Raw genomic sequence first — 18,228 nt, 5'->3', positions numbered from 1 at the left:
GGGTTGCGTGCTCGCCACGGGGTCGCCGTCATGACTCGGCGAGGCGTGAGAACACCAGGACGTCGGTTCGGCCGGAGGAGAACGTGAGGAACGAGCGGAGTCGGCCCTCCCGTTCGAATCCGCACCGGGTCAGGACGCTGACCGAGGGGCCGTTGCCGGGCTCCACCCAGGCCTCGACCCGCGCCAGTCCGCTCTCCCCCAGCCCCCACTCGGTCAGCAGGTTCACCGCGCGAGAGGCGTAGCCCCTCCCGCGGGCCTCGGGAACGATCCAGTAGCCGATGCCGGCGACGCCCTTCTGCGGCCTCCGCAGGAGCACCGCGGATCCCACGGCACGTCCGGTGCGCGCGTCGCAGACGGCCAGTGACCAGCCCTGACCTGTCTCGCTCCGTGTCCACTGCCGGGTGATCCAGGCCCGCCCGGCCCCGTCGTCGTAGTCGCGGGGAATGGTCGTGCCCTCCGGGATCACCGCGTCCTCGCCGGCCGCCCGGACGCATGCGAGGTCCGTCATGGCCCAGCGGCGCAGTCGGACCGTGCCGTCCTCGAGCAGTGGCTCCGTGAGCGGGCCAGCCTGAGTGTCCGTCACCTGGTGCTCCTTCGGGTGTCGAGGTGTCGAGTCTACGGAACCGGAGTCCGACGGTCGTCTGAAATACCAGACACAACCCCCGCGTCACCCCTTCACCAACAGGCCCACCAGCGGTGCAATGGGGGCATGACCACAGCAGTTCCCACCGTCACCGTCGGCGGAGCCCCGCTCACGCCGGCCCAGGTCCTGGCCGTCGCGCGCGAGGGCGCCCGCGTCGCCCTCTCCGAGGAGTCCCTCAAGGCGGTCCGGCACGGCCGCGAACGGGTCGAGTCGCTCGCCCGCGGCGAGGTCCCCGCCTACGGGGTCAGCACGGGCTTCGGCGCCCTGGCCACCCGCCACATCGCCCCCGACCTGCGCGCCCGCCTCCAACGCTCCCTCATCCGCTCCCACGCCGCCGGGGCCGGCCCCGAGGTCGAGCGCGAGGTCGTCCGCGCGCTCATGCTGCTGCGGCTGCGCACCCTGGCCTCGGGCAACACCGGTGTGGAGGTCACCACGGTCGAGACCCTGGCCGCGATGCTCAACGCCGGGATCACCCCCGTCGTCCACGAGTACGGCAGCCTCGGCTGCTCGGGCGACCTGGCGCCGCTGTCCCACGTGGCGCTCGCCCTCATGGGGGAGGGCGAGGTCCGCGACGCCTCGGGTGAGCGCGGGGCCGCCCACACCGCCCTGCACGAGGCCGGCCTGCGCCCCGTGGAGCTCGGGGCCAAGGAGGGCCTGGCCCTGATCAACGGCACCGACGGCATGCTCGGCATGCTCGTCCTGGCCTGCCAGGACCTGACCCGGCTGCTCAAGGTCGCCGACATCACCGCCGCGATGAGCGTCGAGGCGCTGCTGGGTACCGACCGCGTGTTCACCGAGGAACTCCAGCACCTGCGCCCGCACCCCGGCCAGGCCGCCTCGGCCGCCAACATCCGCGCCATGCTCGCCGGATCGCCGATCGTCGCCTCCCACCGAGGCCCCGAGTGCACCCGGGTCCAGGACGCCTACTCCCTGCGCTGCGCCCCCCAGGTGGCCGGTGCCGCCCGCGACACCCTCGACCACGCGCTCCTGGTCGCCGGGCGCGAGCTCGACAGCGTCATCGACAACCCGGTCGTCCTCGACGACGGCCGCGTGGAGTCCAACGGCAACTTCCACGGCGCGCCCGTGGCCTACGTGCTCGACTTCCTGGCCATCGCGGTCGCCGACACCGCCTCCATCGCCGAGCGGCGCACCGACCGCATGCTCGACGTCGCCCGTTCCCACGGCCTGCCCGCCTTCCTCGCCGACGACCCCGGCGTCGACTCCGGGCACATGATCGCGCAGTACACCCAGGCCGCCATCGTCTCCGAACTCAAGCGCCTGGCCGCGCCCGCCAGCGTGGACTCCATCCCCAGCTCCGCCATGCAGGAGGACCACGTGTCCATGGGGTGGTCGGCCGCGCGCAAGCTCCGCCGCGCCGTGGACGGCCTGACCAGCGTGCTCGCCGTCGAGCTGCTCACCGCGGCCCGGGCCCTGGACCTGCGTTCGCCGCTGGAGCCCGGACCCGCGACCGGTGCCGTCCTGCGGGCCGTCCGCGAGCACGTGTCCGGGCCCGGCCCCGACCGCCACCTGGCCCCCGAGATCGCCGCCGTCGCCGCGCTGGTGGCCGACGGCACCGTCGTCGGGGCCGCCGAGTCCGTCACCCCTCTCGCCTGACACCCCGAGGAGCCGTCATGAGCACCCCGCGTACCGTCCGCGCCGCACGCGGCACCACCCTGTCCGCCAAGGGCTGGCAGCAGGAGGCCGCCCTGCGCATGTTCCACAACAACCTCGACCCCGAGGTGGCCGAGCACCCCGAGGACCTGGTCGTCTACGGCGGCACCGGCAGGGCCGCGCGCGACTGGCGCAGCTTCGACCGGATCACCGCGTCCCTGCGCGACCTGGAGGGCGACGAGACCCTGCTCGTGCAGTCCGGCCGCCCCGTCGGCATCATGCGCACCCACGAGTGGGCGCCCCGGGTCCTCATCGCCAACAGCAACCTGGTCGGCGACTGGGCCACCTGGCCCGAGTTCCGCCGGCTGGAGGCCCAGGGGCTGACCATGTACGGCCAGATGACCGCCGGTTCGTGGATCTACATCGGCACCCAGGGCATCCTCCAGGGCACCTACGAGACCTTCGCCGCGGTCGCCGCCAAGCGCTTCGGCGGCTCCCTGGCCGGGACCATCACCCTGACCGCCGGACTCGGCGGGATGGGCGGCGCCCAGCCGCTGGCCGTGACCATGAACGGCGGCGTGGCGATCGTGGTGGAGTGCGACTCCAGCCGTATCGACCGCCGGATCGAACACCGCTACCTGGACGTGCGCGCCGACAGCCTCGACCACGCCCTCGAACTGGCGACGCGGGCCCGCGACGAGCGCCGCGCCCTGTCCGTCGGCGTCCTGGGCAACGCCGCCGAGGTCCTGCCCGAGCTCCTGGGGCGCGGTGCCCCGATCGACGTGGTCACCGACCAGACCTCCGCGCACGACCCGCTGGCCTACCTGCCGGTCGGTGTGGCCTTCGAGGACTGGCACGACCTGGCCGCCGCCAAGCCCGAGGAGTTCACCGTCCGCGCCCGCGAGTCGATGGCCGCGCACGTGGAGGCCATGGTCGGGTTCAAGGACGCGGGCGCCGAGGTCTTCGACTACGGCAACTCCATCCGCGACGAGGCCCGCGAGGGCGGGTTCACCCGCGCCTTCGACTTCCCCGGGTTCGTCCCCGCCTACATCCGTCCGCTCTTCTGCGAGGGCAGGGGCCCGTTCCGGTGGGCGGCCCTGTCCGGTGACCCCGCCGACATCGCCCGCACCGACCGGGCGATCCTCGACCTGTTCCCCGACAACGACCACCTGGCGCGGTGGATCCGCATGGCGGGGGAGCGCGTCTCCTTCCAGGGGCTGCCCGCGCGGATCTGCTGGCTGGGCCAGGGCGATCGGGCCGCCGCCGGAGCGCGCTTCAACGAGCTCGTCGCCTCCGGCGAGATCTCGGCGCCGCTGGCGATCGGCCGCGACCACCTGGACACCGGTTCGGTGGCCTCCCCCTACCGCGAGACCGAGGCGATGAAGGACGGCTCCGACGCCATCGCCGACTGGCCGCTGCTCAACGCCCTGGTCAACACCTCCTCCGGCGCGTCGTGGGTGTCCATCCACCACGGTGGCGGCGTGGGTATGGGCCGCTCCCTGCACGCGGGCCAGGTCAGTGTCGCCGACGGCACCGAACTGGCCGCCGCCAAACTCGACCGGGTCCTGACCAACGACCCCGCCATGGGGGTGATCCGCCACGTGGACGCCGGGTACGAGGACGCCGGCCGTGTGGCCGCCGAGCACGGTATCCGGATCCCCATGGCCGAGGGGGAGTAGTCGTGTCGTTCGACCGCCTGTGGGCCGACCTGGCCCCGGTCGGGCGCGCCGCCGACGGCGGGTACCACCGGTACACCTGGGCGGGCGCCGACACCGACGCCCGCGCCTGGTTCACCGGTGCGGCCGCCGCGCGCGGGCTCGACGTGCGCACCGACCGCAACGGCAACCTGTGGGCCTGGTGGGGAACGCCGGGGCCCGGCGCCGTCGCCACCGGCTCCCACCTGGACTCGGTGCCGAGCGGCGGGGCCTTCGACGGCCCGCTCGGTGTGGCCAGCGCACTGGCCGCCGTCGACGAACTGCGCGCCCGCGGCGTGCGGCCCGCCCGCCCCCTCGTCCTCACGGTGTTCGTGGAGGAGGAGGGCGGACGGTTCGGGGTCCCCTGCCTGGGCAGCCGCCTGACGGCCGGGGAGATCTCCCCCGAGCGCGCCCGCGGGCTGACCGACGCCGACGGTGTCACCTGGGCCGAGGCGATGGAGGGGGCCGGACACGACCCGGCCCGGATCGGCCCCGACCCGGACGCCCTGGCGCTGCTGGACGTGTTCGTCGAGCTGCACGTGGAACAGGGGCGCGCCCTGGAGGACACCGTCCATCCCGTGGGCGTGGCCAGCGCGATCTGGCCGCACGGACGGTGGCGGATGGACTTCACCGGCCGCGCGGACCACGCGGGGACCACCCGCCTGGCCGACCGCAACGACCCGATGCTCCCCTTCGCGCACACCGTCCTGGCCGCCCGCGCGCTGGCCGAGGAGCACGATGCCCGCGCCACGGTGGCCAGGTCGGTGATCGTCCCGAACGGCACCAACGCCATCCCGTCGCTGGTCAGCGCCTGGTTGGACGCCCGGGCCGATGCGGAGGGCACGCTCGCGGCCGTGGTCGAGGGGGTGCGTGCCCGGGCCGAGGCCGCCGCGCGCGAGCACGGTGTCGGCGTCGCCATGACGGCCGAGTCGCTCACCCCGCTGGTGCCGTTCGCGCACGGGCTGCGCGACCGCCTGGCCGCCGTCGTCGGCACCCGAGCCCCCGGCCCCCGGGTGCCCGTGCTGCCGACCGGCGCCGGGCACGACGCCGGGGTGCTCGCCGCCCACGTGCCCACCGCCATGCTGTACGTGCGCAACCCCACCGGGGTGTCGCACTCGCCGCAGGAGTGGGCCCGTCCCGACGACTGCCACGCCGGGGTGCTCGCCCTGGCCGACGTCCTCCAGGACCTGCTCGTCCGCCCCGTGCGGGAGGTCGCGCCGTGACCGGACACGGATCCGCCGCGCGGCGGTACTGGTGCGAGTGGGCCTGGCTGGGCGGCGACGCACCCGCCCGCGACGTGCTCATCGAGGTGGCCGACGGGCGGTTCACCTCGGTCCGCGCGGACGCCGCCCGCCCCGGGGACGCCGAGGCCCTGACCGGCCTCACCCTGCCCGGTCTGGCCAACGCCCACTCCCACGCCTTCCACCGGGCCCTGCGCGGCCGCACCCACGCGGGCGGCGGCTCCTTCTGGACCTGGCGCGAGGGCATGTACCGGGTCGCCGAGCGCCTGGACCCGGAGACCTACCTCCGTCTGGCCCGGGCGGCCTACGCGGAGATGGCCCTGGCCGGGGTCACGTGCGTGGGCGAGTTCCACTACCTGCACCACGCCCCGGGCGGTGCGCGCTACGCCGACCCCAACGAGATGGGGCACGCCCTGGTCGAGGCGGCGGCCCAGGCCGGGGTGCGGGTCACCCTGCTCGACGTGTGCTATCTGGCCGGGGGGTTGGACGAACACGGCGCGTACCTCCCGCTGGCCGGGCCGCAGCTGAGGTTCGGCGACGGTGACGTGGCCGGGTGGGCCGAACGCGTGGCGGCCTTCGCCCCGCGGGGCGGCCACGTCAGGGTCGGCGCGGCGGCCCACTCGGTGCGCGCGGTCCCGGCCGGGGGCCTGCCCGAGGTGGCCGCGTTCGCCGACGAGCGCCGGGTCCCCCTGCACGTCCACGTGTCCGAGCAACCCGCGGAGAACGCCGCCTGCCTGGCCGCGCACGGCCGCACCCCCACCCGGGTGCTCGCCGACGCCGGGGCTCTGACCGAACGCACCACCCTGGTGCACGCCACCCACCTGACGGACGGGGACGTGGCCGCGATCCGTGACTCCGGGGCGACCGTGTGCCTGTGCCCGACGACCGAGCGGGACCTGGCCGACGGCCTGCCCCGCACGGGCGACCTCGAACCGGCGCGGCTGAGCCTGGGCACCGACCAGCACGCGCAGCTGGACCTGTTCGCCGAGGCACGCGGCGTCGAACTCCACGAGCGGCTGCGCACGCACCGGCGCGGCACCCTGGGCGGCGGCGCGCTGCTGCACGCGGCCACCGCGCACGGCCACCGCTCCCTGGGGTGGACCGGCCGGGCCGGACGCGCCGACGCCGGGGAACTGCGCACCGGAGCCAGGGCCGACCTGGTCAACATCCCCCTGGAGGGGGTCCGGCTCGCCGGAGCCGACCCCGCCCGGGCCACGGACGCCGTGGTCTTCGCCGCGACCGCCGCCGACGTGCGCCACGTGATGGCCGACGGGCGGTGGACCGTCCGCGACGGCCGCCACACGCGTGTGCCCGGCGTCGCCCACGACCTCGACACGGTGATCAAGGAGCTGCACTCATGACCGACACACCTCGCGCCGTCCTCGTCGACGACATCGCGACGCTGGTCACCAACGATCCCGGGCTCGGGCGCGGTCCGGTGGGCGAGATCGCCGACGCCGCGCTGGTGATCGAGGACGGGCGGGTGGCCTGGGCCGGACCGCGTGGCCGGGCACCGGACGCCGACGCCCGGGTCGACGCGGCCGGGCGCTGCGTCCTGCCCGGTTTCGTCGACAGCCACTCGCACATCGTGTTCGCCGGCGACCGCAGCCGCGAGTTCGCGGCGCGCATGAGCGGTCGTCCCTACTCCGCGGGCGGCATCCGCACGACCGTGGCCGCCACCCGTGCCGCGAGCGACGCCGAACTCCTGGGGAACGCCCGCCGCCTGGTGCGCGAGGCCCACGCGCAGGGCACCACCACCCTGGAGGTCAAGTCCGGGTACGGGCTCACCGTCGCCGACGAGGAGCGCAGCCTGGCCGTGGCCTCGCGGGTCACCGACGAGGTCACCTTCCTCGGCGCGCATGTGGTCGCCCCGGAGTACGCCGACGACCCGCAGGGCTACGTCGACCTGGTCACCGGGCCCATGTTGGACGCGTGCGCGCCGCACGCGCGGTGGGTGGACGTGTTCTGCGAGCGCGGTGCCTTCGACGAGGAGGCCTCGCGGCGGGTGCTCACCGCGGGTGTCGAACGCGGTCTGCTGCCCCGGGTGCACGGCAACCAGCTCGGTGAGGGGCCGGGCGTGCGGCTGGCGGTGGAGACGCGCGCCGCCTCCGTCGACCACTGCACGTACCTGACCGCCCAGGACGTCGACGCGCTGGCACAGGCGGCCGTGCGGTCCGACCCGACCGTGGCCACGCTGCTGCCGGGCGTGGACTTCTCCACCCGTCAGCCCTACCCGGACGCGCGGGCGCTCATCGACGCGGGGGCGCTGGTCGCCCTGGCCAGTGACTGCAACCCCGGGTCGTGCTTCACCTCCAGCCTCGCCTTCTGCGTGGCCGTCGCCGTGCGCGACATGGGCATGACCCCCGACGAGGCGGTGTGGGCGGCGACGGCGGGCGGCGCCCGGGCGCTGCGCCGCACGGACGTGGGCCACCTGGCGCCCGGCGCGCGCGCCGACCTGACCCTGTTGGCGGCGCCCAACCACCTCTATCTGGCCTACCGGCCGGGGGTCCCGCAGGTCGCGGCGGTGTGGAAGGACGGTGAGCTCGTCTCGGGACGTCCCTGACCGGTCCCGTCCCCGGCGCGCGCGGAAGACGCCGTATCACGCGCGTGCCGGAAACCTCCCACGGAACTCAACGGACGCCTAACGTCCCCGAAACGTGCGCCCCCGACTCTGGAACCACGTCGGTGCGCGTCCCGTCGTCGCGGTCCAGCGCCGTACCGCGGCGACGGGAGCACCTTCACCCGAGGGGGGACACTGTGGGCCTGTGGCGGATCAGGACGGCGGTCGAGGACCGGCCCGGAGGGCTCGCCGCGGTCGTCGGGGCCCTCGCGCGACACGGGGGCAACATCGTCGACCTGTCCCTGCACACCGACGTGGCGGGCGTGGTCGACGAGTTCGTCGTCGACGTGCCCGGAAACCACGCCCGGGCCGTCCGCGAGATCGCGGAGCTGAGCCCCTCCGGCACGGTGACGGCCGTTCCCGCCCACAGGCGCGAGGTCGGGGACGACGTCACCCGTGCGCTGCTGCTGACCGCACGGCTGCGGGCGCACCCCAACCGGTTGCCGGAGGCGCTGGCGGAGCTCCTGCTGGCCGACGACGCGTGCTGGACCAACCTCACCCGGGTCGAGGAGGTCGGCGCCGCGGACGGAGGCAGGACCATGCTGGTTCCCGTCGGTCCGCTGCGCGGGGTGCTGGTGCGCCGCGCCTCGCACCCCTTCACCTGGACCGAGTCCAGCCGGGCGGACGCACTGGTGCGCTCGGTGATGCCCTCGACGGGCCCGGTCCCCACCGACCGGGTCGTGCGTACCGGGGAGGGCGCGGTGCTGTCCCTGCGGCAGGTGCGCGACAGTGACGCGCCCGCCCTGAGCGACCTGCACCGCCGCTGCTCGGAGGAGACGGTGCGCAACCGCTACTTCACGGGGATGAGTGAGCTGAGTCCGCACATGCTGCGGGTGTTCTGCGATCCCGAGCGCGGGCTGACCCTGGCCGTGCGGCCGCGCGGGGAGGAGGCGCCCGTGGCGCTGGGGCACCTGATGTACACGCTCGACCCGGGCGTGGGCGAGATCGCCTTCCTGGTCGAGGACGCCTGGCAGGGCCGGGGCGTCGGTACCGCCGTGGCGCGGGCGCTGACGGTCGCGGCCGCCGACTGGGGGCTGGCCGAGGTGCGTGCGGAGACGAGTCTGGCCAACACGGGCATGCTGCGGATCATGCGCCGGTTGGGGGCGTCGGTGCAGAGCCAGGGCGGTACGTACGTGCACGCCCGCCTGCCGGTCGCCGAGGCGGTGCAGGCGGGCGTGGGCGGTGAGGTGCGCCGCGGCGGTCAGGTGGCACGGCTGATGGGCCAGGACTGATCCGTCAGGAGACGCGGGGGTCGGAGGCCACTGGGGGTGCCGCCGACCCCCGCCCGTCGTGCGGTGGCGGGCGGGGGCCGGGAGAGGCGGGGCGCAGTAGGCGTCCGTTGAGGGTGCCCGCACCGCCGCGAAGCGGCCCTCGGGCGGCGGCGGGCCTACTCCTGGTCGGAGCCGCTGTCCGCGGCGGCGTCGCCGTCGTCGGCGGCCGGGGCGGCCGACTTCTTGGGGGCGCGGCGCTTCTTCACCGGGCGGGAGTAGTCGACGAGGGGCTCGTAGCGGGACTCGTGCTCCTTGGCGCACTCGTCGCAGGCGTCGACCTCGCGGACGGCGCCCTCCCAGGCGAACTGGACGACCTCAGTCGCCTCGACCTTCTCCTCGCGGACGGCGTGGGGATCGCAGTACTTGCGCGTGAAGACCTCGGTGACCACGGCGGGGATTTCCCTTCGGTATCGCGTGAATAGGGCGGACCCCGTAATCATACACCTGTACGAACACGAGAAAGCCGAGGTATGTCGGTTTCCGTGATGGGTTCGGGGTCGCCCCGAAGCCTAGCGAAGACCGGGTGCTGTCCGCGCCCGCACACGGCGCGTACGCGCTGGAAGGGCGGGTGGCGCCGGTGACGGCGGGGGCCCCGCGGGAGGTCCTCCGCGGTTTGGCGCCGACTGCTGGATTGCGCACCGCTTCGTCCGGTTCGCCTGATCGGCGCGCGTCGTTCGCGGCAGCCGATTTGTGAGTTTGGCGAACACGGCCCCGTTCTCCTGGCTATCGTATTGCCCACTTCGCGAAGCACGTCCGCGCACGCGCGGTGGCGGCGGAGGAGCCGGTTGGCGCCGGTACGGCGCGCACCGGTAAACGGCGGGTGCCGTGGGGGAGCGGAATCCGTAGGAGAAACGCAGGGGGAGGACCGTGGTCGAGTATATGGAGGGCGCGTACGGAAGGCGTGTCGACGGGCGAAAGGAGCCTTTTCGTCCACGGGGGCGCAGGTCGGCGGTGGCGCGGCGGAGGGCGCGGGCCGATGTGGCGCGCACCTGCGAGCGCATGTCGGTGGACCCGAGTTTCGTGAAACTGCGAAGGAGGTTCGCGCTTCAGGCCGGTCTCCTGGTGTCCGGATTCCTCATCAGTTACCTGACCTATCTCCTGCTCTCGGCCTATGCCCGGGAATTCATGAGCACTCCGGTCCTCGAACCGGTCAACGTCGCCCTGCTGATGGGAATCGGCCAGTTCGCGCTGGTGTTCGTGCTCGCCTGGGCCTTCGGTCGTTTCTCGGCACGCGCGATCGACCCGCTCGCCGAGCGGATCCGTGAGCGCGCGCGCGAGGAGGAGTCCGTGTCCGGGCGGGTGATCCGTTGATGATCGCCTTGTCCGATCTCACGTTCGGGACCGCTGGCGGTGCCGACACGGGGGGCGGCGCCGCCCCCGACCACGCCGCCGGTGCGGTCGACCTCGCCGGCGTCCTCGGTGGCCGGTTCGGTGCCGCACACGGCTGGACGCTCGTCCTGTGCGCCGCCTTCGTCCTCGTCACGCTGGCCATCACCGTCCGGGCCCGCCGGACCACGCGCGGGGCGGTCGACTACTACGCCGGAGGGCGGGGGTTCTCCAGTACCCAGAACGGCCTGGCGCTGACCGGGGACTACCTCTCGGCCGCCTCGTTCCTCGGTATCGCCGGGATGATCTCCCTCCAGGGCTACGACGGCTTCCTGTACTCCATCGGCTTCCTGGTGGCCTGGCTGCTCGTGCTGCCCATGGCCCAGCTGATGCGCAACACCGGCCGCTTCACCATGGCCGACCTGCCCGCCTTCCGCATGCGCCGGATGCGGGTGCGGCTCGCCTGCACCGTGTCCACCGTGACCGTGTGCGTGTTCTACCTGGTCGCGCAGATGGTCGGGGCGGGGGCTCTGGTCGCTGTCCTGCTCGGCCTGCACGAGGGGGACACCTTCCTCGGCCTGAGCGCGGGCCAGGCGCGCTCCGGCGTGATCGTGCTCGTGGGCGTCCTGATGATCGTCTACGTCATGTACGGCGGGATGAAGGCCGCCACCTGGTTGCAGATCATCAAGGCGGTCGTGCTGTTGGGCGCCACCGGGCTGCTCACCGTCCTGGTCCTGGCCCAGTTCTCCTTCGACCCCCGCGCGCTGCTGGCGGAGGCGGCCCAGTCCAGCGGGCACGGCCGGGCCTTCCTCGAACCGGGGCTGCGCCTGGGGGTGGAGGTGCCCGGCGACCCCACGCGCACGATGTTCAACAAGCTCGACCTCATCAGCCTCGGGTTGGCGCTGGTCCTGGGAACGGTCGCGCTGCCGCACATCCTCGTCCGCTTCTACACGGTGCCGGACGGGCGTGCGGCGCGCACGTCGGTCAACCGGGCCATCGTCATGGTGGGGGCGTTCTACCTCATGACCCTCGCACTGGGTTTCGGCGCCGCCGCTCTGGTGGGATCCGACCGCATCCTGGGTCTGGACCCCTCGGGCAACAGCGCGGTCCCGATGCTCGCCGAGGAGCTGGGCCGCCTGGCCGCCGGGCCGGTGGGCGCGGCCGTGCTGCTCGCGCTGATCTCGGCCGTGGCGCTGGCCACGATCCTGGCCGTGATCGCCAGCCTCACCCTGGCCTCGTCGTCCTCCATCGCCCACGACCTGTTCGGGCACATCCTCATGTGGGGGCGCCCGCGCGAGTCGCAGGAGGTGGGGGTGGCGCGCTTCGCGGCGTGCGCGGTCGGCGGAACGGCCATCGTGCTGGCCATCCGGGCGCAGGATCTCAACGTGGCCTTCCTCGTGGGCCTGGCGTTCGCCATCGCGGCCGCGGCCAACCTGCCGGTCATCGTGCTCACGCTGTTCTGGCGGCGGTTCAACACCCGCGGTGTCGAGTGGGGGATCTACGGCGGCCTGTCCTGCACGCTGGTGCTGATGCTGTTCTCCCCGGTGATGTCGGGCAGGACGCACCCCGTCACCGGGGAGAACCTGTCGCTGCTGCCCGCGTGGATCGACATCCAGCTCATCCCGATGGAGAACCCCGCGCTGTTCGCCGTGCCGGTCGGGTTCCTGTGCGCGGTGGTCGGCAGCCTGCTCTCGGACGAGCGCGACACCTCCCGCTACACCGAACTGCGGGTCCGCTCGCTCACGGGCTGGGGTACCGAGACCCCCTCCTGAGCGGGGCCGCGGGGCCGGGCACCGGGGCGCTCGGCGGCCCCGGGGCTCCGACGGGGCGCGGGCTCAGGGGCGGCGGGCGACGACCAGGGTCACGGCGCGGACGGGGGCGGCGACCACGGTGGCATCCCGGAAGCCGGTGCCGGCGAGCCGTCGCACGACCTCCTCCGGTGGCCACGCGGCGACCCCGTTGCGCGCCATCCGCCACCGGAGCACCGCCTCGCGGGTGCTCCCGCCCTCGGCCGAGCCCAGCGCCGTCGCGCCGACCAGCCACGCCCCCGGGCGCAGCGCGGCGTGGACCCGGGGGAGTGCCGCGCCGGCCGCTTCGGGGGACAGGACGGACAGCGGCAGCCAGGCCAGGTCGAAGGCGTGGGTGTCGGTGAGCTCGGCGACGTCGAGCGGCCGCAGGTCGACGCGGTCGCGCAGACCGCGCCCGGTCAGGTGGCCCTCCGCCAGCCGCAGGGCACGCGGATCGGGGTCCAGACCGACCGCACGGGAGCCGGGCACCCGCTCCAGGACGGTCGCGGCGACGGCACCGATCCCCGTGCCCACGTCCAGGACGTCCAACCCCTCCGACCGCATGAGGCGGGAGAACTCGGGGACGCTCGCGGACAGCAGGTCCAGGAAGGCTCCCACGCGGGTGCCGGAGGCCACCCCCTCGGCGAGGAAGGCGGCGTCGTCCTCGGCGGGGGCGGGGCGGCCCTCGATCGTGTCCGCGGCCTGGCGGAGCTGACGGGCCACACGCCGGACGAAGGCCGTCGAGTCCGGCTGCGCGGCCAGGGTCGCACGGTGGGAGGGCAGGAGCCGCCAACCGTCGGGGCCGTGCTCGGCCAGTCCGGCCGAGCCCAGCAGGGCTCCGTGCTCGTCGGGCAACGGCGCGCCGTCCTCACCGCCGAGGCCGTCGGCCGCCGCCGCGAGCGCGGCCAGCACCCAGACACCGTCGGTCAGCTCCTCGACACGTCGAGCGAGATCGAATCGGGTGTTCACCATGGGGTGAGTCTGTCACCCTCCGCCACGTCCGCGCATCAACCCTGGTCGCGGCCGGTCGACGCGAAAAACATGAAACCTGCCATTGAACAATGCCGCGGAATTCTTCGGTATGGGTGATGACATCCGGGAGCTCCGTGAGATAGGAAGGCATTTGCACGAGGCAGATCCGTGCGTAGGGAACGACTGCGAAGGAGTCGAACATGGCTTGCGCGGGATATGATTGGGCCGCTCCTCTGGAGCCCACCGAGGACATCACGATGGCCGTCGAGGAACTCGACGAGGAAACCGCGGAATAGCGGTGCCGGGTTCGACTTGGGTCTCCGCGGCCGGGGCGTCGGGCGTCGACCGTCGCCGTTCCGGCCGCGGGGCCGTTCCCCGGGCAGTTCCCTCCGAGCGCGAACTGTCCCTGGAGGAGGCCGAGGCCCAGGCCGGGGCCGACACCCGCGCCCTGGGCTGGCAGGCGCGCTACCGGGTGCTCGACGACCGGGACCCGACGGCCGTCCAGTGCGGACTGTGGCGTGCCGACGGCACCGAGGTCCCCTTCGGTCTGGGCGCGGGCAAGGGGGCGGCCGGGGCCGCGCGGGTCGGTGCCTGGTTCGAGGCGCTGGAGCACGCCTTCACCGGACCCACCGTGCTCGACTCCCTGCCCCTGAACCTGGTCGACGCCGCCGACCTGCGGGAGGGTCCGTTCGCCGCGGACCGGGCGGTGCGCGACGTGGCCGCCCAGGACGGCGCACGTGTGGCGTGCGTGCGCCACGCCGCGCTCGACGGCGGCTCCAACGTGCACGTGCCCGTGTTCCTGTGGGCACCGTGGTACCCGGTGCCGGACTCGGAGACGACCGCTCTGCGGCGCGGTCTCGGGGACACCGCCGACTACCGCGCGGCGCTCTCCTACAGCGTCAACTCCGGTTGCGCGATCGGCGCGACCCGCGACGAGGCGCTCCTGCACGCCCTCAACGAGTGGGTGGAGCGCGACGCCTTCTCCCTGTTCCTGCTCAGGACGGTGTACGACCGCGGTCCCATGCCCGCCGTTGTGCCGGACGCACACCTGCCCGACCGGCTCCGCGCCCAGATGGACCGTGCCCGTGACCTGGTCGGCGGGCCCGTCGTCCTGCTGGACCTGACCACCGACCTGGGAGTGCCCGTGGCCATGGCCTACGCGCCCGCCTCCGGCGGCCCGGCGGCCGCGTCCCGCTACGGGCTCGGCGCGTCCCTGTGGGGGGAACTGGCCGCCGAACGCGCGGTGACCGAGTTCGTCCAGGGCGAGCTGCTGGGCCGGGTCGTGGCCGAGCAGGCGGCGTCGGCGGACGCCTCGGCGCCGTTCGCCCGGCTGGTGGCCGACCACCACACCGGGCCGGCCGTCCGCGCCAGGCTCTCCGGCCACCCGGGCCTGCTGGCCTGCGCCATGCTCGACTTCGCCGACCGGCTCGACGAGTCACCTCCCGGGGCGGTGCCGCCGGACGCGGCTCCGTCGGGGGCGGGCGTCACCGAGCAGCGTGCGGAGGTCGTGGCGCGGATCGCCGGGGCCGGGCACCGGGTCGCGGCGCACACCCTCGCGGGGCTCGCGCACGGAACGTTCGTGGTCCAGGTCCAGTGCCCCGGGCTGGAGCGGTTTCACCTGGTGACCCAGGGGCATCTGGCCCTGCCCGGCGCCCGCGGCCGCCGATTTCGCCGGCGCGGAGCCTTGCGCTGATGGGACGGCCAGGTGGGCCGTGCTTTTCTCGGATTATGGTCAAACCTTGAATGACATTATCGATTTCTCACGTACCGGCATCGCCCCGTGCCCATGGTCGATCTTGCCGGTTGCGGGGAATTCCTTCTCGGGCCGCCCGGGAACCTCCGTTGGAGTACCCCGACACGCCGACTTCCCCATGCGCCGGGCGTGCGGTCAGTTCCCGGGTGCCGCGGCCATCGCCCGGGCCACGTCGCGCAGGTAGTCGGGCAGGTGCCGCGCCGTCGCCGCGACGCGGTCCCAGGAGTCCCTGACCCCCTCCAGCCGCTCGCGCGGGCTCACGACCTCCGTGGCGCGGCCCCGTCGCCCGCGCCGGGCCTCCCTGCGGAAGGACCCGCGTACCGCCCAGACCACCAGGGCCACCAGAGGTCGGGCGACCAGGCCCCGGCCGCGGACGTCCAGCACCGCCGACACCTCCCACCGGCCGTCGTCGCGGACGGTGGGGGAGAGCCATGCCTCGACGTCGGCCAGCGCGTGGGTCGCCGACAGCCGGACCGGGGGCTCCGCGGTGGCGCCGTCCAGGGCGGCGTACCAGGCCCCGGTGTCGACGGTGAGGGTGCCGTCGGCCCTGCGCCACCGGGGGAGGCGGCCGGGCAGTCGGATCCGCATCGTCGCGGTCAGGACGCCCGACGCCTCGTGGGCCACCGTCCCCGACGTCACCGCGGGCTCGCCCGTGCCGACGGCGTCGGGCATGGCGTACTCCAGGGCGCACAGGCCCGTCTCGTCCCAGGATGTGACGGTCAGCCCCGTGCTGCTCCACCCCTGTTCCTCGTAGCTCGGCTCCAGCGGTACGCCGTCGGCGGTCAGTTCGGCGACCAGGTAGTGGCTGCGGGGCGCCAGGTGTCGTCCCGACTGGAGCTGGAGCGCGGTGGTGGTCGGGCGCTCCGCGGTGCCGGCGCCCTCCTCGCCCGTGTGCTCCGCCGCTGGGGTCCGCTCCCGCCCCCCGGCCCCCTCGCGGGCGGTGAACCCCAGCTCCTCGGCGCGCCGGGCCAGCCGCTCGCGGGTGGCGGCGTCGGGGGTGCGCAGCCATCCCCGGCCGTCGAACCGGCACGATCGGACGACCTCGTGCACGGCGGCGACCGACCGCGTGACCACCTCCCTGTCCACGGGTGCGAGGTCGAGGTCGTGGCTCAGACGAGGCAAGGCATCTCCGAAGGGCGGCCGGACGCGAGGGCGCCTGTGGCGGTGGGTGCGCTGACGGGGACCAGGGTACGCGTACGCCGGGTGGGCGCGGTCGGGGTCGAAAACTTGTGCGAACCGTTTCCTCCGCGTGAGAATGGCGCGCATGACGAGGTACGTCGCGCTGCTGCGCGGAATCAACCTGGGCGCCCACCGCCGTATCGCCATGGCCGACCTGCGGGCGTTGGTCGCCGACCTGGGCCACACCGACGTCGCCACCCACCTCCAGAGCGGCAACGTGCTCCTGTCCGCGCCGGATGACGACCCCGCGACGGTGGCCGCGCGGATCCACGAGGCGATCCACCGTGCGACGGCCATGGACGTCCCGACGGTCGTGCGCACGGCCGAGCAGCTGCGGGCCGCGGTGGCCGCCAACCCCCTGGACGTCCCCGACCCCGCCCGGTTCCTGGTCCTGTTCTGCTCGGGCCGCCTGGACGTGGCCGCCCTGCGCGCGCTCGACCTGTCGGGCCTGCCCGAGGAGCGCCTCGCGGTGACCGCGACCGAGGCCTACACCGACCACCGCCGGGGCGTCCGCCACGCCAGGGTGCCCGACCTCGTCGCCCGGCACGCCGACGGATTCCTCACGGGCCGCAACTGGCGTACCGTGCTGCGTCTGGCGGAGATGGCGAAGGGCTGACCGTTCCCCGCCCCGCCGAGTGTCCGAGAGACGTCCCCGGTGAACCGAGGACGGCGCGGACCCGTCGCCGTCACGACCACAGGAGAAGGGGTGGTGCCCGTGCCGAGACGCTGGACCGTGATCCTGCGCGACCTGGCGGACACCGCGCGGCCGATCCGGCCCGAGGACTGCCACGGACTGCTCAACCACTGGTGGCCGCAGCCTCCCGAGGAGCACACCGCCGCCAAACGGTGGTCGATGAACGGGTGGCCGGTACCGCTCGGAGACCGGCTGCACCACTGGACGCTCACCTGGTTGGACGACGCGGTTCCGCCCCCGGTCGACCCCGAGGGGCTGGTCGGCCAGCCGCAGCGGATCGGTGACCACCTGCTGGAGCCGCTGTCGGCGACCCGCACCTTCGACGTCTCCTACGCCCGGATGCTCACCGCCGCACGCGGGCCGTCCGCCGTGCGCTCGGCGCAGGTTCGCAGCCGGACACCCATCGTCATGACCACGCGCGACGCCACGGGGGAGCGCATCCCGCACGTGTGGCCCAACCCCCGGCGCCTCTTCGGTGCGGTGCACAGGTCCGGCGGGGGGATCGTCGGCGGGAGCGGTGCCGTCGGCGCCGTCGCCCGTTTCGCCCCCACCGCGTTGGCCGAACCGTGGCTGGACCTCGTGCTCGGCGGGTTGGCGCGGGTCCGGCGCCTCCCCCTGCCCGGAGAGGACGTGCGTCTGGCCGAGCACCACCACGCCGACAACCGCGCCGTCCTGGGCTGGGAGGGCGGACTGCGGCTGGACCTGGTCGGCGGTGAGCGCCGCCACGCCGACGCCTTCGCCGCGCTCCTGGAGCTCGTCGAGCTGACGGGCGTGGGCAAGTACACCGCCCAGGGTTTCGGCGCGGTCCGTGTGGACACGGTGACCGGTGCGGCGGCCCGGGTGCCGACCCAGCGTTCGGGCCGTGCCACCGGCCGGGCGGGGCGTCGGACGCCCCCGCGCGTGGGCGACACGCGGCCCCGGGCCGTGGCCGAGGAGTTCAGCGGAACGCTGTTCGACTGATCCCGCAAGCGCCGGTTCCCGCCCGAGGACGGTGGGCGGGGGCCGGTCCTCTCCGCGCGGCGGGGACACCGCGGCGGCTCCCACCCCGTGGACGGGGGCGGGAGCCGTCACGTGCGGGGCCTGACCGGCGGCGGTGACCACCGGCCGCGATCCGTCCGGACGGCGAGCGCCGTGCGGGCCGTGTCGGTGCCGATGGTGTGTCGGGACGCGTGATCCGGACCGGGGGTGACCGCCGTGGCCCGCCACCGTGAACCGGGCCACGACGGACGCCCCCGTCGCCCGACCCCTCAGGCGCGCGGGGGCCGGTCCGGCGCACCTTCGCGCGTACCCCTCTCCCGCAGCGTGCGCGCCAGCCCCCTCAGGTGGGGGACCAGGTCCTGGGCGGTCAGCGGTGCCGGGACGGTCGGTGCCGGAGCCGGGGAGGGCCGGGCGGGCGCCGTGGGTTCCGGTACGTGCCGGGTCATGGTGGGACCTCCG

Annotated in this window: 16 protein-coding genes; 11 read left to right on the top strand and 5 right to left on the bottom strand. The window is 74.4% G+C overall.

Annotation, left to right across the window (positions count from 1 at the left end; translation table 11 throughout):
* Nucleotides 1-28: 28 nt before the first annotated feature.
* Nucleotides 29-583, bottom strand: coding sequence for a GNAT family N-acetyltransferase (locus ACTVAJ_RS11665; protein ID WP_470388137.1), 555 nt, complete (start codon nucleotides 581-583; stop codon nucleotides 29-31).
* Nucleotides 584-709: 126 nt separating this feature from the next.
* Between ACTVAJ_RS11665 and hutH the strand changes: the two genes are divergently transcribed.
* From hutH to ACTVAJ_RS11635, 6 genes are all read left to right on the top strand, one after another.
* Nucleotides 710-2,257 (top strand): histidine ammonia-lyase, encoded by a 1,548-nt coding sequence (gene hutH, locus ACTVAJ_RS11660; RefSeq protein ID WP_470388136.1) that lies wholly within the window; start codon nucleotides 710-712, stop codon nucleotides 2,255-2,257.
* A 17-nt stretch (nucleotides 2,258-2,274) separates the two neighbouring features.
* A complete protein-coding gene (hutU, locus tag ACTVAJ_RS11655) occupies nucleotides 2,275-3,933 on the top strand; it encodes a urocanate hydratase (protein ID WP_470388135.1) in 1,659 nt (552 codons plus the stop codon).
* A gap of 2 nt (nucleotides 3,934-3,935) precedes the next feature.
* The gene (locus tag ACTVAJ_RS11650; RefSeq protein ID WP_470388134.1) at nucleotides 3,936-5,171 is read left to right on the top strand and encodes an allantoate amidohydrolase; all 1,236 of its coding nucleotides are present in this window, start codon (nucleotides 3,936-3,938) and stop codon (nucleotides 5,169-5,171) included.
* Nucleotides 5,168-6,550: a formimidoylglutamate deiminase gene (locus ACTVAJ_RS11645; RefSeq protein WP_470388133.1), complete on the top strand. Its 1,383-nt coding sequence runs from the start codon at nucleotides 5,168-5,170 to the stop codon at nucleotides 6,548-6,550. Before ACTVAJ_RS11650 ends, ACTVAJ_RS11645 begins: the two co-directional genes overlap by 4 nt.
* Nucleotides 6,547-7,752, top strand: a complete 1,206-nt coding sequence (hutI, locus tag ACTVAJ_RS11640) for an imidazolonepropionase (protein WP_470388132.1) — start codon at nucleotides 6,547-6,549, stop codon at nucleotides 7,750-7,752. The genes ACTVAJ_RS11645 and hutI overlap by 4 nt, the downstream gene beginning before the upstream one ends.
* Before the next feature lie 194 nt (nucleotides 7,753-7,946).
* Nucleotides 7,947-9,041: a GNAT family N-acetyltransferase gene (locus ACTVAJ_RS11635; protein WP_470388131.1), complete on the top strand. Its 1,095-nt coding sequence runs from the start codon at nucleotides 7,947-7,949 to the stop codon at nucleotides 9,039-9,041.
* A 155-nt stretch (nucleotides 9,042-9,196) separates the two neighbouring features.
* Here ACTVAJ_RS11635 and ACTVAJ_RS11630 read toward each other — a convergent pair whose 3' ends face one another.
* Entirely contained in the window at nucleotides 9,197-9,469 is a 273-nt protein-coding gene (locus tag ACTVAJ_RS11630; RefSeq protein ID WP_470388130.1) for a hypothetical protein, read from the bottom strand.
* A 631-nt stretch (nucleotides 9,470-10,100) separates the two neighbouring features.
* Here ACTVAJ_RS11630 and ACTVAJ_RS11625 point away from each other — a divergent pair.
* On the top strand, nucleotides 10,101-10,391 hold the full coding sequence (locus ACTVAJ_RS11625) for a DUF485 domain-containing protein (RefSeq protein WP_470388129.1): 291 nt from the start codon (nucleotides 10,101-10,103) through the stop codon (nucleotides 10,389-10,391).
* Nucleotides 10,391-12,178 (top strand): solute symporter family protein, encoded by a 1,788-nt coding sequence (locus tag ACTVAJ_RS11620; RefSeq protein WP_470388128.1) that lies wholly within the window; start codon nucleotides 10,391-10,393, stop codon nucleotides 12,176-12,178. The genes ACTVAJ_RS11625 and ACTVAJ_RS11620 overlap by 1 nt, the downstream gene beginning before the upstream one ends.
* 63 nt (nucleotides 12,179-12,241) lie before the next feature.
* On the opposite strand, the gene ACTVAJ_RS11615 is transcribed toward ACTVAJ_RS11620, so the two are convergent.
* Nucleotides 12,242-13,165, bottom strand: a complete 924-nt coding sequence (locus ACTVAJ_RS11615) for an SAM-dependent methyltransferase (protein ID WP_470388127.1) — start codon at nucleotides 13,163-13,165, stop codon at nucleotides 12,242-12,244.
* A 298-nt stretch (nucleotides 13,166-13,463) separates the two neighbouring features.
* Here ACTVAJ_RS11615 and ACTVAJ_RS11610 point away from each other — a divergent pair, with 298 nt between their 5' ends.
* A complete protein-coding gene (locus tag ACTVAJ_RS11610; RefSeq protein WP_470388126.1) occupies nucleotides 13,464-14,858 on the top strand; it encodes a YcaO-like family protein in 1,395 nt (464 codons plus the stop codon).
* Nucleotides 14,859-15,053: 195 nt separating this feature from the next.
* Here ACTVAJ_RS11610 and ACTVAJ_RS11605 read toward each other — a convergent pair whose 3' ends face one another.
* Nucleotides 15,054-16,040, bottom strand: coding sequence for a hypothetical protein (locus tag ACTVAJ_RS11605; protein WP_470388125.1), 987 nt, complete (start codon nucleotides 16,038-16,040; stop codon nucleotides 15,054-15,056).
* Between the two features lie 133 nt (nucleotides 16,041-16,173).
* Between ACTVAJ_RS11605 and ACTVAJ_RS11600 the strand changes: the two genes are divergently transcribed.
* Nucleotides 16,174-16,713: a DUF1697 domain-containing protein gene (locus tag ACTVAJ_RS11600; RefSeq protein WP_470388124.1), complete on the top strand. Its 540-nt coding sequence runs from the start codon at nucleotides 16,174-16,176 to the stop codon at nucleotides 16,711-16,713.
* A 90-nt stretch (nucleotides 16,714-16,803) separates the two neighbouring features.
* Nucleotides 16,804-17,751: a CRISPR system precrRNA processing endoribonuclease RAMP protein Cas6 gene (locus tag ACTVAJ_RS11595; protein WP_470388123.1), complete on the top strand. Its 948-nt coding sequence runs from the start codon at nucleotides 16,804-16,806 to the stop codon at nucleotides 17,749-17,751.
* 287 nt (nucleotides 17,752-18,038) lie between these two features.
* On the opposite strand, the gene ACTVAJ_RS11590 is transcribed toward ACTVAJ_RS11595, so the two are convergent.
* The gene (locus ACTVAJ_RS11590) at nucleotides 18,039-18,215 is read right to left on the bottom strand and encodes a hypothetical protein (RefSeq protein WP_470388122.1); all 177 of its coding nucleotides are present in this window, start codon (nucleotides 18,213-18,215) and stop codon (nucleotides 18,039-18,041) included.
* Nucleotides 18,216-18,228 lie beyond the last annotated feature (13 nt).

The organism is Nocardiopsis sp. KDC1DS13DA1, from assembly GCF_055632325.1.
The sequence above is the reverse complement of the archived record's forward strand: the minus strand, read 5'-3'. Positions and strand labels throughout refer to the sequence as shown.

Bases quoted from the DNA above. Each gene is read 5' to 3' on its own strand.
- hutH (WP_470388136.1), top strand. From the start codon at position 710: ATGACCACAGCAGTTCCCACCGTCACCGTCGGCGGAGCCCCGCTCACG.
- hutU (WP_470388135.1), top strand. From the start codon at position 2,275: ATGAGCACCCCGCGTACCGTCCGCGCCGCACGCGGCACCACCCTGTCC.
- hutI (WP_470388132.1), top strand. From the start codon at position 6,547: ATGACCGACACACCTCGCGCCGTCCTCGTCGACGACATCGCGACGCTG.
- ACTVAJ_RS11620 (WP_470388128.1), top strand. From the start codon at position 10,391: ATGATCGCCTTGTCCGATCTCACGTTCGGGACCGCTGGCGGTGCCGAC.
- ACTVAJ_RS11615 (WP_470388127.1), bottom strand. From the start codon at position 13,165: ATGGTGAACACCCGATTCGATCTCGCTCGACGTGTCGAGGAGCTGACC.
- ACTVAJ_RS11600 (WP_470388124.1), top strand. From the start codon at position 16,174: ATGGCGCGCATGACGAGGTACGTCGCGCTGCTGCGCGGAATCAACCTG.
- ACTVAJ_RS11590 (WP_470388122.1), bottom strand. From the start codon at position 18,215: ATGACCCGGCACGTACCGGAACCCACGGCGCCCGCCCGGCCCTCCCCG.